This is a genomic window from Pseudoalteromonas sp. SR44-5 (assembly GCF_014163675.1).
Taxonomy (GTDB): Bacteria; Pseudomonadota; Gammaproteobacteria; order Enterobacterales; family Alteromonadaceae; genus Pseudoalteromonas; species Pseudoalteromonas rhizosphaerae.
Genome location: NZ_JACJDT010000009.1, coordinates 58,118 through 73,772, shown reverse-complemented (window position 1 = coordinate 73,772; position 15,655 = coordinate 58,118). Strand labels below are relative to the sequence as shown.

General features: G+C 39.5%; 9 protein-coding genes. 8 read left to right on the top strand and 1 reads right to left on the bottom strand.

The features are described from left to right. Nucleotides 1-24 precede the first annotated feature (24 nt). The 7 genes from H5154_RS07125 to H5154_RS07095 all read left to right on the top strand — a co-directional run bounded on the left by H5154_RS07125 (nt 25) and on the right by H5154_RS07095 (nt 12,759). The gene (locus H5154_RS07125; RefSeq protein WP_182717875.1) at nt 25-4,866 is read left to right on the top strand and encodes an NAD-glutamate dehydrogenase; all 4,842 of its coding nucleotides are present in this window, start codon (nt 25-27) and stop codon (nt 4,864-4,866) included. Between the two features lie 114 nt (nt 4,867-4,980). Next, nucleotides 4,981-5,991 (top strand): quinone-dependent dihydroorotate dehydrogenase, encoded by a 1,011-nt coding sequence (pyrD, locus tag H5154_RS07120; RefSeq protein ID WP_182717874.1) that lies wholly within the window; start codon nt 4,981-4,983, stop codon nt 5,989-5,991. A 120-nt stretch (nt 5,992-6,111) separates the two neighbouring features. Further along, complete coding sequence (locus H5154_RS07115) at nt 6,112-6,642, top strand: cell division protein ZapC domain-containing protein (protein WP_145233823.1); 531 nt, start codon at nt 6,112-6,114, stop codon at nt 6,640-6,642. Nucleotides 6,643-6,732: 90 nt separating this feature from the next. After that, nucleotides 6,733-8,850: a bifunctional 23S rRNA (guanine(2069)-N(7))-methyltransferase RlmK/23S rRNA (guanine(2445)-N(2))-methyltransferase RlmL gene (rlmKL, locus tag H5154_RS07110; RefSeq protein ID WP_145233826.1), complete on the top strand. Its 2,118-nt coding sequence runs from the start codon at nt 6,733-6,735 to the stop codon at nt 8,848-8,850. Further along, complete coding sequence (locus H5154_RS07105; RefSeq protein WP_149981062.1) at nt 8,843-9,079, top strand: glutaredoxin family protein; 237 nt, start codon at nt 8,843-8,845, stop codon at nt 9,077-9,079. Before rlmKL ends, H5154_RS07105 begins: the two co-directional genes overlap by 8 nt. Nucleotides 9,080-9,094: 15 nt before the next feature. After that, nucleotides 9,095-11,014: an ABC transporter ATP-binding protein gene (locus H5154_RS07100; RefSeq protein WP_182717873.1), complete on the top strand. Its 1,920-nt coding sequence runs from the start codon at nt 9,095-9,097 to the stop codon at nt 11,012-11,014. A gap of 11 nt (nt 11,015-11,025) precedes the next feature. After that, nucleotides 11,026-12,759 carry a DUF3466 family protein gene (locus tag H5154_RS07095; protein ID WP_182717872.1) on the top strand — a complete coding sequence of 578 codons (1,734 nt, stop codon included), beginning with the start codon at nt 11,026-11,028 and terminating at the stop codon, nt 12,757-12,759. Between the two features lie 111 nt (nt 12,760-12,870). On the opposite strand, the gene H5154_RS07090 is transcribed toward H5154_RS07095, so the two are convergent. Further along, a complete protein-coding gene (locus H5154_RS07090) occupies nt 12,871-13,380 on the bottom strand; it encodes a DUF2062 domain-containing protein (RefSeq protein ID WP_149981065.1) in 510 nt (169 codons plus the stop codon). A gap of 225 nt (nt 13,381-13,605) precedes the next feature. Here H5154_RS07090 and H5154_RS07085 point away from each other — a divergent pair, with 225 nt between their 5' ends. After that, on the top strand, nt 13,606-15,639 hold the full coding sequence (locus tag H5154_RS07085) for a DNA internalization-related competence protein ComEC/Rec2 (RefSeq protein WP_259398470.1): 2,034 nt from the start codon (nt 13,606-13,608) through the stop codon (nt 15,637-15,639). Nucleotides 15,640-15,655: the final 16 nt, after the last annotated feature.

Below are 15,655 nucleotides of genomic sequence, written 5' to 3'. Positions count from 1 at the left end.
TGGTATAGATTTAAGGAACATGTAATGACACGAAATGAAGGGCAAGCCTCGGTTATCTTAGATAATGTCTGTAAGCTGATCCAGAAAAAAGTTCACGCTGATAATGTGTTACTCGTTGAGAAATTCGCCAAATCCTTGTACAGCAATATGTCTAAAGAAGATTTGGCACATCGCAATGATAGTGACTTATATGGCGCTGCACTTAGCCTATGGAACTCGCTAGAAAAAAATACCTCTGATGATGCGGTGATCCGCGTTTTCAATCCTGAAGTAGCAAAAGATGGCTGGCAGTCATCACACACAATCGTCGAAATTATCGCTAAAGATATGCCATTTTTAGTTGATTCTGTTCGTATGGCGATGACCCGCGAAAATATCGCATCTCACTTGCTATTACACAGCCCACTTAAGATTCAACGCGATAAAAACGCTAAAATTTCGGCTTTATCAAATTTAAAAGCCGAACAAGAGTCTAGCTCTACAAAAACAGTGTTTTTTATCGAAATTGATCGCCAAACAGATTCTTCAGTGATTGACTCGTTCAAAAAAGAGCTTGAGTCAGTGTTGAACGATGTGTCTACTGCGGTAGAAGATTGGCAACCAATCCGCAAAAAGTTAATTGCGGTCAGTAAAGAATTACCAAAACGTAACCATAACAACAATGCAAGTGAAGTTGCAGAGACTGTTGAATTCTTAGATTGGTTAGTAAAAGATAATTTTACATTAATGGGTTATCGCCAATACGATTTGTCGCCAGTACAAGGCGATTACCAGCTCAAAGGTAAAATCGAGGGCAGCTTAGGTTTGATGAAGAATTCAACCGAAGAGCATTCTCGCCTGTTATCTGAATTACCAGAAGTTGCCCGTCAAGAAGCCCGTAGCAATAACCTGTTGATCCTTACAAAAACCAATTCGTTATCACGCGTACATCGCCCAGCATACATAGATTATGTAGGGATTAAACGTTTTGATGATGAGGGGAATGTGATTGGCGAAGACCGTTTCATCGGGTTGTTTTCATCAAGTTTTTACAACAACAGCGCCGCTGATGTGCCGGTTTTAAAAAGTAAAATAAATCGCATTATGGAAATGTGTGATTTTGCCAAAGGCACTCATGCTTATAAAGCGGTGTTAAATATTCTTGAAACCTATCCGCGTGATGAACTTGTTCAGGCCCGTGAAAGCGAGTTACTTGAAGTTGCAATGGGTGTTTTACAAGTACAAGAGCGCGATATGTGTCGCTTATTTGTGCGTAAAGATGCTTATGGTCGTTTTTTCTCTTGCATGGTCTATGTACCGCGTGAGCGTTATAACACAGCGCTGCGCCGTGAAACACAAGATATTTTAGGCAATGCATTTAATTCAGACGATAAAGTCGAATTTACTACCTTCTTCTCTGAGTCTACACTGGCGCGTACTCATTATACCGTGCGTGTGACTGACAACAATATAGAATATAACGTGAAAGACATCGAAAATAATTTAGTAGAAGCCGCTCGTACTTGGGAAGATAAATTACAATCAGCACTGTTAGAGTCTGCTGGTGAAGCACGTGGTAACGAATTAAACCGCAAATATTGTAATGCGTTTGCTCGTTCTTACAAAGATGAAGTACTGCCAAGTGCCGCTGTTGTTGATATTGAAAAGCTTGAACTATTGAATGACGATAACAAGCTTGAAATGTTGTTTTACCGTCCGCAAGAAGAAGCGAACAGCAACATTGTACGTTTGAGCTTATTCCACAAAGATGAGCCAATCCATTTATCAGACGTTATGCCAATGCTTGAAAACTTTGGCTTGCGCGTCATTGGTGAAACGCCTTATTCGGTTAAAACCAGCGATGGCCGTATCAACTGGATCATGGATTTCTCAATGCTACTTGATAGCAAAGGTATTGCAGATTTCGATAAAGTATCAGCACGTTTTCGTGCCGCACTTACTAGTGTGTGGAGTAACCGTTTAGAAAATGACGGCTTTAACCGTTTAGTGCTAATGGGTGGCTTAACTGGTCGCGAAGCGTCAATTTTACGCGCTTATGCAAAATACATGCGCCAAGTTGGGGTTACTTTTTCGCAAACCTACATCGAGAGCACATTAGCTAATTACCCGCACATTGGTTCGCAAATTGTTAATTTATTTGCTAAAAAGTTCTCTGTTAAAAGCCCTGCCAGTGTTAAAACGCTTGATAAGCTAATTGCACAAATTTATGTAGAACTTGAAAACGTTGCTAACTTAGATGATGACCGTATTATTCGTTTATACGTCGATATGATCATTGCTACGCTGCGTACTAACTACTTCCAAAAAGATGACATAGGTCAGTTTAAGTCTTATGTGTCGTTCAAAGTAAATCCAAGCTTAATTCCAGATATGCCATTGCCATTACCGGCATTTGAAATATTTGTTTATTCTCCACGTGTAGAAGGTGTGCATTTACGTGGTGGTAAAGTTGCGCGTGGTGGCCTGCGTTGGTCAGATCGTCGTGAAGATTTCCGTACGGAAGTACTTGGTCTAGTTAAAGCACAACAAGTAAAGAATACAGTTATTGTACCTGTAGGCTCAAAAGGCGGCTTTGTTTGTAAACAACTGCCAACGGATCGTGACGCATTCTTCAAAGAAGGCCAAGAGTGTTACAAAATCTTCATTCGTGGTTTATTAGATATCACAGATAACATTATCCAAGGTGAAATTGTGCCGCCGGTTGATGTAACTCGTCATGATGAAGATGATGCATATTTGGTTGTAGCAGCTGATAAAGGTACAGCCACTTTCTCTGATATTGCCAATGGCATTGCCAATGAATATAACTTCTGGCTAGGTGATGCATTCGCATCAGGTGGTTCAGTAGGTTATGACCATAAGAAAATGGGTATTACAGCCAAAGGTGCATGGGAATCGGTTAAACGTCATTTCCGCGAAATGGACATTGATACACAAACAACTGATTTTACGGTAGTTGCAATTGGTGATATGGCTGGGGATGTATTTGGTAATGGTATGTTGTTATCCAAGCATATCCGTTTACAAGTGGCATTTAACCACATGCATATCTTTGTTGATCCAAACCCAGATTCAGCGACGTCTTACCCAGAGCGCGAGCGCCTATTTAACTTACCTCGTTCATCGTGGGAAGACTACAACAAAGACTTGATTTCAGCGGGCGGCGGGGTGTTCTCACGTGCGGCTAAATCAATCACTTTAACGCCAGAAATGAAAAAAATGTTGGGCACTAAAAAAGCCAGCATGACACCAAACGAGTTGATCAAAGCATTCTTAATGATGGAATTCGATCTATTATGGAATGGCGGCATTGGTACTTACATTAAGAGCAGTAAAGAAAGCGATGCAGATGTAGGCGACCGTGCAAATGACGCCCTACGTATCAATGGTAGTGAGCTTGGTGCAAAAGTACTCGGTGAGGGTGGCAACTTAGGTGCAACCCAATTAGGACGTATTGAATTTGCTGCTAAAGGCGGTCGCGTTAATACTGACTTCATTGATAACGTAGGTGGAGTTGCGTGTTCTGATAACGAAGTAAATATCAAAATTTTACTTAATGGTTTAGTTACTGCCGGTGATTTAACGCGTAAACAACGTGATGAACTACTGTATTCAATGACCGATGAAGTTGCACAACTGGTACTGAAAGACTGTTATCGTCAAACGCATACACTGTCAATTACGCAATCAAAAGGCTCATCAACGCTTAAAGAAAAAGTACGCTTTATTCATGCCCTTGAAAAAGATGGCAAGTTAAATCGTGCAATTGAATTTATTCCAAGCGATGAAGAGTTGGCAGAACGCGCTGCAGCGGGTAAAGATTTAACTCGCCCAGAGTTATCGGTGCTTGTGTCTTACGCTAAAATGGTACTTAAAGAGTCACTCGTGACTGACGACATCACAGAAAATCCATATTATCGTCAGCTATTAGTGAAGTCTTTCCCTTTACCACTACGTGAAAAGTTCAATACTGCGATGGATAATCACCCACTGCGTAAAGAGATTATTGCTACTAAATTAGCTAATAATATCGTTAACGATATGGGTCTGAACTTCATGGTACGTATGCATGAAGAAACTGGCGCAAACGAAGCTGAAATTGCGTTATGTTACTCTGTTGCCAGTGAAGTATTCCAAATGCGTGATACGTGGTCTGCAATTGTTGATCTTGATAACAAGATCCCAGCCGCAGTGCAAACTGAAATGTTGTATCAATTACGTCGTACAGTACGCCGTGCAACGCGTTGGTTCTTACGTCATCGCAATAAAGCGCAAAATATTGAGCAAACAATTGCCTTCTTTGCACCGACCTTCGCTGATTTAAGTGCAAACTTAACTACCTACATGGTTGAAAAAGAAAGTGAACGTTTATCTGCGGCCGCAGACAAGCTTATTGAAAGTGCAGTGCCAGCTGAGCTTGCAACACGTATTGTATCGCTCTCTAGCTTGTTCTCAGTAATGGACTTAGCAGAAGTTGCTGCAAATTCAGGGCGTAGTATTGATATGGTATCTAATACCTACTTCAAACTAGGTGCACGGATGGGACTGCATTGGTTCCTTGACCAAATTACTCATCAGCCAGTGGCGAATCATTGGCAAGCATTGGCCCGCGCTTCATACCGTGAAGAACTTGATTGGCAACAACGTACACTATCTGAAGTTGTTTTAAATAACTTTGCTGGTGATAACAAAGATGTTGACGGTCAAATTGATCAGTGGATGGACAGCCAAGATTTGTTACTACAACGCTGGAAGCAAATGTTAGCTGAATTTAAGACTTCACAAAGTCATGATTTTGCTAAGTTCTCAGTTGCATTACGTGAACTTATGCTACTTAGTCATAACTGTGATACATCTGCAAAATAAGCAATTGATACTGACTGATTATTTTCCCACATGAAAATAATGAGTTAATCGTTAAAATTGTTATACAATACCCCAGCCTAGTCTGGGGTATTTTTTTATTAAGAGGATTATTTCATGTTTTACGATCTTGCTCGCCGTTTTATGTTCACCCGTGATGCGGAATGGGCCCATGAATTTGCACTTCATAACTTGCGCCGTTTTAACAATACCCCGTTCAGTGCTGCATGGTCGCAATCAGTGGCAGATCGTCCAGTCGAATTTTTAGGTTTACAGTTTAAAAACCCAGTAGGATTAGCAGCTGGCCTTGATAAAAATGCAGAATGCATTGATGCGTTTGCAAAGATGGGTTTTGGCTTTATTGAGGTAGGTACTGTGACACCTCGTCCACAAGTCGGTAATGACAAGCCGCGTATTTTCCGTCTGCCGGAGTCAAATGCAATTATCAATCGTATGGGCTTTAATAATAAAGGTGTTGATAACCTAATTAATAACGTTAAGGCTGCTAAATACGACGGCATTCTAGGTATCAATATTGGTAAGAATAAAGATACCCCAAATGAACAAGGTAAAGACGATTACATCCACTGTATGCGCAAAGTGTTTGAACATGCCTCATATATTACTGTCAATATCTCATCACCAAATACGCCTGGACTTCGCGATCTGCAATATGGTGCTGCACTGGATGATCTATTGCAAAGCCTTAAAAATGAGCAGCTTGATTTGATCGCCAAACATAATAAACAAGTGCCGATGCTAGTAAAAATTGCCCCAGATCTTGATGCTGTGCAAATAGCTCAAGTTAGTGAATCATTATTAAATAACAACATCGATGGTGTAATAGCGACGAACACTACCTTAGAGCGCGCTGCGGTGCATGGACAACAATATGCTGATGAAGCCGGAGGCCTGTCGGGTCGGCCAGTACGTGAGCGCTCCACTCATGTAGTGCAAGAATTAAAACGTTTAACCGCAGGTAAGTTGCCGATCATTGGAGTGGGCGGAATTGATGATGCAGCCAGTGCGAAAGAAAAATTATCAGCAGGAGCGGATCTTGTACAGGTATACACTGGATTTATATATAAAGGACCGCAATTGGTAAAAACGATCCTGCAAGGCTTATAAGGATCCGTTATTTAAGCTTTTGATCGTTCAATAAATGTTCTAAAGAAATATATATTAACTGGTCAAAAGCCGCTATACTACAATATTCATAAGATTAATTAGTAGGGGCGTAGGGAACGCATGTTACAAGCATCAAAGCAGTGGAAATGGATTGCTTGTCCAGTAAGAAATCGTTTATTGATCGATTTAGATCAAGATATGCAGCTGTGCACGCCTTATAAACTACGTCAACTCACCGATGCTATTTTAACCCAACCTAACTTTAGTTTAGAAGATGCCGCCTTTTATCAGCAGGTTTACCAATATCTTGCTGGATTTAATCTTTGGAATGGCGCGCAGCTATGTCAAATTGCGCTCAATGCGACAGCAGCTAAATTTTATTTAAAGCCAATGCTGGCAAAAAGTTGGTTTTTCGAACCCTACAAAGGCAATGAGCCCAGTATAGAAGCCGTTATAAAATTGCAAACTAGCGAACAAAGTGGTGAGTTTTTGATTGTTGACCACTGTAAAGAAGCCTCTTTATGCATTTGTCTATCTGAGCATTTTAAGCTTGATGAAAACTTAAGCCTTAATCAATTTGAAGCTATTCGTATACTTAACAATCGTGTCCATCCAATTTATAACCACGCACAAAACAGTAAAACAGCCTAAGCATATTTTTTGTAGTTCCTTTGTTTATCGCGTGTTTGTCGCCCAACCTATGTTATAATCCCGCGCAATTAGCTATTAAGGGTTATTACTTTGCATTTTATCGCACTTACTTCTATCGGAATCGAAAATTTATTGGTTGATGAACTTACTGACATTGGCGCTACGGTGACCAAACAAACAGTCGGTTCTGTGCGTTTTGACGCCGACACTACATTAGCACAAAAGGTCTGTTTAATGAGCCGCTTCGCGACACGAGTGCTGATGTTGATCGAAGAGAAAGAGGGCGTAAATAATAAAGAAAGCCTTTACAATTTTGCTCGCTCACAGCCTTGGCAGGAATGGTTTGGTCCAACGCAAACTTTTGCGGTCGACTTTAATGGTACCAACGACTCACTTAAAAATACCCAGTTCTCAGGTTTAGTGATCAAAGATGCGATTGTTGATTATTTTAATGATTTATTTGAACAGCGGCCAAACGTTGATAAACAAGATGCCAATGTACGCGTTGTTGCGCGTTTATCGCGTCAAGGTGTGGCCATGTATATCGATTATTCAGGACCGCGTTTATCTGAACGTGGTTATCGAGAAGGTCAAGGTAAGGCACCTATTAAAGAGCATTTAGCGGCAGCACTGATCAAACGCAGTGGTTGGCTTGACAATGTTCAACAGCCGCTATTTGATCCCTGCTGTGGTGCAGGTACTATTTTGATTGAAGCTGCTGGCATGGCGCGTAATGAAGCGCCGGGTTTATTCCGTGAGGGATTTGCATTTGAGCGCTTACCAAGTTTCCGTATTGCTAAATACAAAGAGTTAAAAGAGCAGCTTACAGCACAAATTACAGATCCTAAACTATGGCTTATTGGCCATGACAATGACGCTAATGTACTAAGCAAAGCAGTAGATAATGCTCGTAGAGCTGATCTAGGTGATGTGATCAAGTTTAAACAAAGCGATGCAACTAAGCTTACCTCAGTGGCAAAATTACCAGGTGTGGTTATTTCAAATTTACCGTATGGTGAACGTATTGGTTCGATGGCTGAGTTGGTAAGTTTACACAGTGCTTTAGGTACAGGCTTTAAAAAACATTTTAATAACTGGAAACTTGCCCTACTAGGCATGGATGAGAGTTTATTTAAATTATTAAAGCTGGTGAAACTCAAGCGTTATAAATTTAAAAATGGTCCACTTGATGTGGTACTTAATTTATATCAACTTGATGACAAACAAGTCAGCCAAACAACTGAAGATAAGCCTGCATTGAACTTTGAAGGTTCAATGTCGTTTGCTAATCGGGTTAAAAAGAATAAGCAAGGCCTGAAAAATTGGCTCAAACAAAATGATGTGCAGGCCTATCGTGTCTACGATGCTGACATTCCTGAATACAATGTAGCCGTTGATATTTATGGTGATTCAGCGGTAATATTTGAGTACGCTGCGCCGAAAGAAATTGACGATGTAACAGCGCACAAACGTTTACAAGACGTGATTTCGTTAACCTCACAGCAGCTCAATATCGCACCTGGAAATATTGCTGTAAAAGTACGTAAAAAGCAAAAAGGTGAAGAGCAATACACACCAATGGCTAAGCAAAATCGTACTCAAGTAGTTGAGGAGTTTGGCGCGAAGTTTAAAGTCAATTTATTTGATTACTTAGATACTGGCTTGTTTTTAGACCACCGTCTTGCTCGTCGTTATATCCAAGAAAATGCCAAAGATAAACGCTTCTTGAATTTATTTGCCTACACAGGGACAGCCTCTGTACATGCAGCTCTGGGTGGCGCTAAAGCGATAACCACGGTTGATCTATCGAAAACCTATTTAAAATGGGGCCAAGATAACTTTGACCTGAACAATATCAGTAATACCCGTTATCGTTTTGAACAGGCTGATTGTTTGAAGTGGCTTGAGCATGCCACAAGCCAATACGATTTGATCTTTTTAGATCCGCCAACGTTTTCAAATTCAAAACGCATGAAAGATGCTTTTGATGTACAAAATGATCATATTAAATTACTGACATGGGTCAAAAAAATCCTCAGTCCATCTGGCACGTTGATTTTCTCGAATAATATGCGTGGCTTCACCATGGATGAAGTTGGCTTGATTGGCTTAGGCTTAAAAGCTGTTAATATTTCAGAGCAGACGATTTCTCCTGACTTCAAACGCAATAAAAAAATACATAATAGCTGGTTGATAACCCATGGCTAAGTGGATTTTGTATCATACCGATGGCTGTCATTTATGTGAGCAAGCGCAGAGCTTGATCACGCCGTTGTTAGGTGATGATCTGTTACAGCTTGTTGATATTATGAGTGATGAAGAATTAATTACAGAATATCAGACCAGTATACCCGTTTTAAAAAGCGATCAAGGCCCGCAATTATTTTGGCCTTTCACTGCGCAAGATGTGCGTCAGTTTTTTACGCAAACAGAATAAGAGTAAACAGATAGTATGGATTTAATTAGAATTTCTAAAGCTCAACTCGCGTATGGTACGCATCCACTGTTAGACAACGCTGATGCCGTCATCGAAACTGGTGAGCGTGTGTGTGTGGTTGGTCGTAATGGTGCGGGTAAATCAACGTTACTAAAAGTCCTTGATGGCCAAGTTATTTTAGATGATGGTGAAATAAATCAGTTAGGTAGTATTAAAATATCGCGTCTAGAGCAAGATCCACCAAAAGGGGCTAGTGGCTCGGTGTTTGATTATGTTGCTCAAGGTATGCCTGAGATTGCAAATTTATTAATTGACTTTCATCACGTCAGCACTGAGTTACAAACTGACTGCACAGATAAACTACTTAATAAACTTGAACGTTTATCAAATCAACTCGAAGCCGCAGATGGTTGGCGTTTTGATAGTAGAATTCAACTTGTATTAACACAGTTAGAATTAGCACCAGAAGCCAAACTTGAATCACTTTCTGGTGGCTGGTTACGCAAAGTTGCTCTTGCACGGGCACTTGTCAGTGAGCCGGATTTATTATTACTTGATGAGCCTACTAACCATTTAGATATGGAAAGTGTGATGTGGCTTGAACAATTCTTAAAAGAGTTTAAAGGCGGTATTGTCTTTATTTCTCATGACCGTGCTTTTATTCGTGCAGTTGCTACGCGTATTCTTGATTTAGATCGTGGTAAGTTAATTTCATACCCTGGCGATTATGCTACTTATTTAGAGCAAAAAGCCCATGATTTAAAAGTAGAAGAAACGCAAAACGCATTATTTGACAAACGCTTAGCAGAAGAAGAAACGTGGATCCGCCAAGGTGTAAAAGCACGTCGAACGCGTAATGAAGGGCGTGTCCGCGAGCTCAAACAGCTACGTAATGAACGCAAACAGCGTGTTGATCAAGTGGGTAAAACTGACTTCAATATTGAAACTGCAGACCGTTCAGGTAAATTAGTATTTGAAGCTAAACATCTAAATCATGCATTTAATAAAGATAAAGTTATCGCCAATGACTTCTCTACATTAGTAATGCGTGGCGATCGTATTGGCTTAGTTGGCCCTAACGGTATTGGTAAGACGACTTTATTAAAACTGCTATTTGGTGATATTGAAGCTGATGCAGGGATTGTTAAGCAAGGGGTGAACTTAGAGTTTGCTTACTTTGATCAATACCGCCAAAAGCTTGATGAAGAAGCCACCGTACAAGATAACGTTGCCGAAGGTAAGCAAGAAGTAATGATGGGCGGACGCTCACGTCATGTACTCGGTTATTTACAAGACTTTTTATTCCCACCTGCGCGTGCTCGTACACCAGTTAAAGCACTCTCTGGCGGTGAAAAAAATCGCTTATTATTAGCTAAACTATTTTTAAAACCATCAAATATTCTTGTGCTTGATGAGCCAACCAATGATTTAGATATAGAAACCCTTGAGCTGTTAGAGGATATTATTAATCAGTATCAGGGAACTGTGTTAATTGTAAGCCATGACCGTGAGTTTATTGATAATACCTGTACCAGTGTTTGGGCATTTGAAGGTAATGGGGTAATTACAGATATTGTCGGTGGTTACAGTGATTATGAAGCCTATGCTAATTATTTAGCACAGGAACAAAAAAAACAGCTAACTACACCTGCTAAAAAAGAAGCAGTCGTTGCACCAGCTCCTGTGGCTAAAGCAGATAACAAAAGTAATAAACTCTCTTACAAATTAAAACTTGAATTAGAACAATTACCCAGTAAGCTGGAACAACTTGAACAAGCATTAGAAGCACAGCAAGTTGTGGTTAATGACGCTGATTTCTTTAAACAAGATGCCAGTGCGACAACCAAAGAATTGAACCATTTAGCACAACTTGAGTCTGACCTTGAAGCCGCTCTGGAGCGCTGGGAAGAACTTGAAGATTTAAAGAATCAGTAGTAAGGACTAAAATGAAATATAAATTACTCGCGGCTAGTATTTTAGCTACGATGAGTACATCGGCACTCAGTGCCACGTATCAGTTAACAGAGCTGAGTTCTTTAGACGAAGCAAAGCATAACTACGTTAAAGATGTCAGCGAAAGTGGCAATATAATCGGCGTTGCTAACGGTATTTACAATTTACCTATTGATGTTAGCTATATAGATTTTACTGATAGCCTAATCGAAAGGGCATACGATCAGCAAGAAAATAATTTCGAGTTAATTGATAAGCAAATTACCTTTACTCTAGATGATATTGAAAATAATAATGCAGCGGCGACTAACCCAGATGCACACAGTTTTATGCTTTCATTTTTATCAGCACAAGCTAACAACTCAGAATATCAAAAATTGGCTAATATCATCGGTTACAATGTTTTAAATGGTGAAGCGCAAGAACAAGTTCTTTTTGATGTTGCATCAGTTGATTATGATGGCCTTACACGCTCCGTTAGCAATAATTATAATGCAGTAGCAGAAGACGGTGTTACTGCGGGTTGGGGCAGTGCACCTTATGAGAAAACTAGCTTTCTTCCTGAGGGTGAAAGTGAAGAAGAAACACGATTCGTGCGTGATTTTATTTCTCGGGGCATTGTTGTATCGCCATCGGGTTTAAATGTGCCATTAGTGCCAGAGTATGCGGAATTTGGTGGCTTAAGTTCAGCCAACGATATCGTTAAAACAAACACCGGTTATATTGTCGTTGGGCAAGTATCAACAGGGATCCCAGTTGATAGACAAGAAAATATTGATGATAATTGTGATGGTGAAGATGAACCTGTCAGTGTTTGTATTGAGAATTTGTATAGAAGCACATCATCACGATTGTTCGATACCCGTGCAGTTAAGTGGACACTTGATACAAATTTAAACATTACTAAAACTGAACCGCTTGGTTTGGGTCTTACACCAGAAGATGATGATGGGTTTGCATTTATAAGTAATGCACTTGCCGTTAATAGTAATGGTATTGTTGCCGGTTACTCTGACATTCGTGATAATAACAGATCGTCAACAATTAGATCGTTGCCTGTTTATTACAAAGACGGAAACGTTGTTGAAATGCTCAATCAAGAAGATGATTGGACAGGTGGTAAGGCAGTAGCAATTAATAATAATAATACGATTGTTGGTTATGGAATAAAGAGAATTGATGGCTCAGATCGTCAAAAATTCTTTTATCATGATGTTGCCAGTAATAGTACTGTATTCCCAACGGATTTCTTTAATAGCTCCAGCTCAGTTGCCAATGATATTAATGACAATGGTTATATTGTTGGTGAAGGTGAAACTGACCTATTTAATGTTGGTGCGCGTCGCCGCGAAGGTTTCCTGTACAAGATTGGTGAAGATGCGATTACAAACATAAATGATTTACTGCCTTGCTACGAAGCAGATGGTGAAACACGTTACGGTTATGTTGTTGCAGAAGCTAAAGTGATTAACAATAAAAACGAAATTTTTGGTGTTGCTACTAAAACGGTCGAAAAAACTGATTCATTAGGCGGTGTTGTACGAGATATCAATGGTGAAATAGAATACGAAAGTATTGCAGTGCCAGTGAAGTTATCTCCTATTAACGGGACTATTGATAGTTGTTCAGCTCCTGAAACGGAAACTTATGAACGTCAATCGTCTAGTTCCCCTTGGTATACGTTATTGTTACTACCGTTAGTTGGTCTGCGTCGTATATTGCGATAAGTATTGAAATTATTGCTAGGTGATCCAGCATTAACGGTCACTTAGTATTAAAATAAAAAACCCTGCTTTGCTAAGCAGGGTTTTTTTTGTCTATACTTTAAATTGAAACAGTTATTTTTTATGACGATTTAACCATGCTTTTCGCACTGAGCGTCGCCATAGTAAATCAACACCGAAATAGCCTATTATTGAGGCAACACAGGCAGAAATAAGCGAGCCAACTAAAAAAGCAGGACCAATGGTGGTTAAGCTTTCCATAAACCACTGCCAACTTGGTTCAAATGCAAAATGTTGCTCCGGCTGCCCTAACACTAACGTACCAATTAAATACGAACAATAAAAAATAGGTGGCATGGTTAGCGGGTTAGTGATCCATACTACGGCGACAGAAATAGGTAGATTTACTCGTAATGGAATAGCCAACGCAGCAGCAAGCACCATCTGAAAAGGAACAGGGATGAAAGCGAAGAATAAACCGACTGAAAATGCCCCACGAGCTGAGCGACGATTTAAATGCCATAGATTAGCATCGTGGAGTAAACGACCAAAAATTTTTAAATATTTATGATGTTTAACTTTATTGTGATCGGGTAAAAACCGTTGGATCGTTTTTTTAGCCATTTAAAGCAACCATTTACATCTGTTTGGTTAAGCGTTGGGTTTGTCGTTGGTTGTATTATAACCGTTTATTATTATCAGACCCTTGTATTTACAGTTTTCGCGTTATCTCTGTTAATTGCGAGTGCCTATTTTAAGCCGTTTTACCGTGTATTGTTAGGTTTTATTTGTGGAATTTTGTGTGTATGGGGACATTTTTCCAGCTTTTATGCAATTTCCAGCTTGGCTTTGGATGAAAATAAACCACATCTAAGTAATATTACGATTGTTGAAGTTATTTCTCAGCGTGATAACTATTATTTAAAAGTTCAGCTCAATGAGATAGATAATCAGCCTCTATCAAATATTAAGCCTCCTTTTGCATTGCTCACTTTAAAAAACGACCAGAGACTCAAAGTAGGTGATCACGTTACAACGTGGCTTGAATTAGAAAAATATCGCAGCCAAAAAAATTATGATGTGTTTGATAAAGAGCGTTACGCATTTAGTGAGCGACTATTTTTTAAAGGCAAGCAAGTTGGTAGTATTATCGAAATATCGAACAACCATGAATTTGAGCTAATTGAAAAATACCGTAATTTTATCAAACATACCTACCAGCATAACTCGCTAAATTGGCTGTTTTATCCGCTAATGACTGGCGACCGCAGTGCTATGAGTTTTTCACAAAAGCAAGAATTACAGCAATTTGGTATTAGCCATTTATTGGCTATTTCGGGATTACACATTGGCTTGATGTTTAGTATCGGTTTTTTTATAACTCGCTATTTAACAAGCCTTTTTATTTTTGTGGTTAAACCAACTACACAGCAGATCAATTTGTCACTTATTTATAGTTTAGGTGGATTTGTGCTTGCTTTTAGTTATGTGTACTTAAGTGGTTTTATCGTCTCTGCAACGCGTGCGCTGATCATGCTAGGGTGTTATTTAGTTATTTATTACTTTGCTAAGCAGGCACTACGCTGGCGATTTATCTTGTTTGCATTGGTATGTGTATTACTTATTGATCCATTTAGTTTACTTAATCCGGGACTTTATTTTTCATTCACTGCGGTGGCAATTATCTTTTGGGTTTTTAGTGTTATAACCGTAACCAGCTCCGGCTTTTTAGCCATCATAAAAACACTTATTATTCTACAGCTTGCATTGTTTATTGGTTTACTACCATTATCACTTTATTATTTTAATGGGGTCAGTGTAATTGGCTTAGTTGTTAATTTAGTGGCTATCCCATTACTTGGTTTAATTATCATGCCTTGCTTAGTAATGTTTTCTGCAATTAGTGTGTTTTTTGATATTAGTGGGTTGATTAGTGTGTTTGATTCATTATTACAACATATTTATCAACTCTTATTGTTGATCCCGGTTGATTTTCGTTGGTTTGATACCACAAATTTTAGCCAGCAATGGCTTATTAGTAGCTACATTACAGTAATAATTGTGTGTTTTTTGCCCTGGCGTTTATTGGCATGCATACCATTATTACTGGTTGTACTCGATCATTATTTACTGACCAAACCGCGCTGGCAGCTAAATGTATTCGATGTCGGTCATGGCACCATGGTGTTAGTCAGTAATCGAGGTAAAGGTTTTATCTATGATCTTGGCCCAATTTATTTTAATACATTTACGCGGGTCAACAGCACCTTAATACCTTATTTAAAAAGAAACGGCATTGAGGCGGAAGTTGCGCTCATCAGCCACATGGATAAAGACCATGCTGGAGGGCTTATCCATTGGTTAGAGCAAGGTTATCAGCATACTTTTAAATTGCTACAACCAAATGGGCCAGAGCAAGTTTGCAGAGCGGGCGAATATAGTTTTTATGACTTAACCATTACCGTGAGCGAGCCAGCACAGCATTTAATAACTGATAATGATAACTCTTGTGTCGTGCGCATTAGCGATGGCAGGTTCAGTGTTTTGCTTCCAGGTGATATTTCAGCAACAAGAGAAGCGCAACTAATCCAGCAGCAAGGGGTGCTTAAAAGTACGGTATTACTGAGTCCTCACCATGGCAGTAATACCTCATCGAGTGATGCATTTATTGCTGCGGTTGCTCCTGAGATTGTTATTCATTCAACGGCATATAAAGGACAGTGGCAATTTCCACGTACAGAAGTTATAGCACGTTATGCTACACAGCATGCTTTACAATATACAACAGCGAATAAAGGGCAGGTTAAAATTGAATTTTATCCACATCACTACACAGTAAACCTAGCTCGTGAAGATGAAAGTTATTGGTTTCTAAAAGATTGAGTTTAGTTTTGTGCAA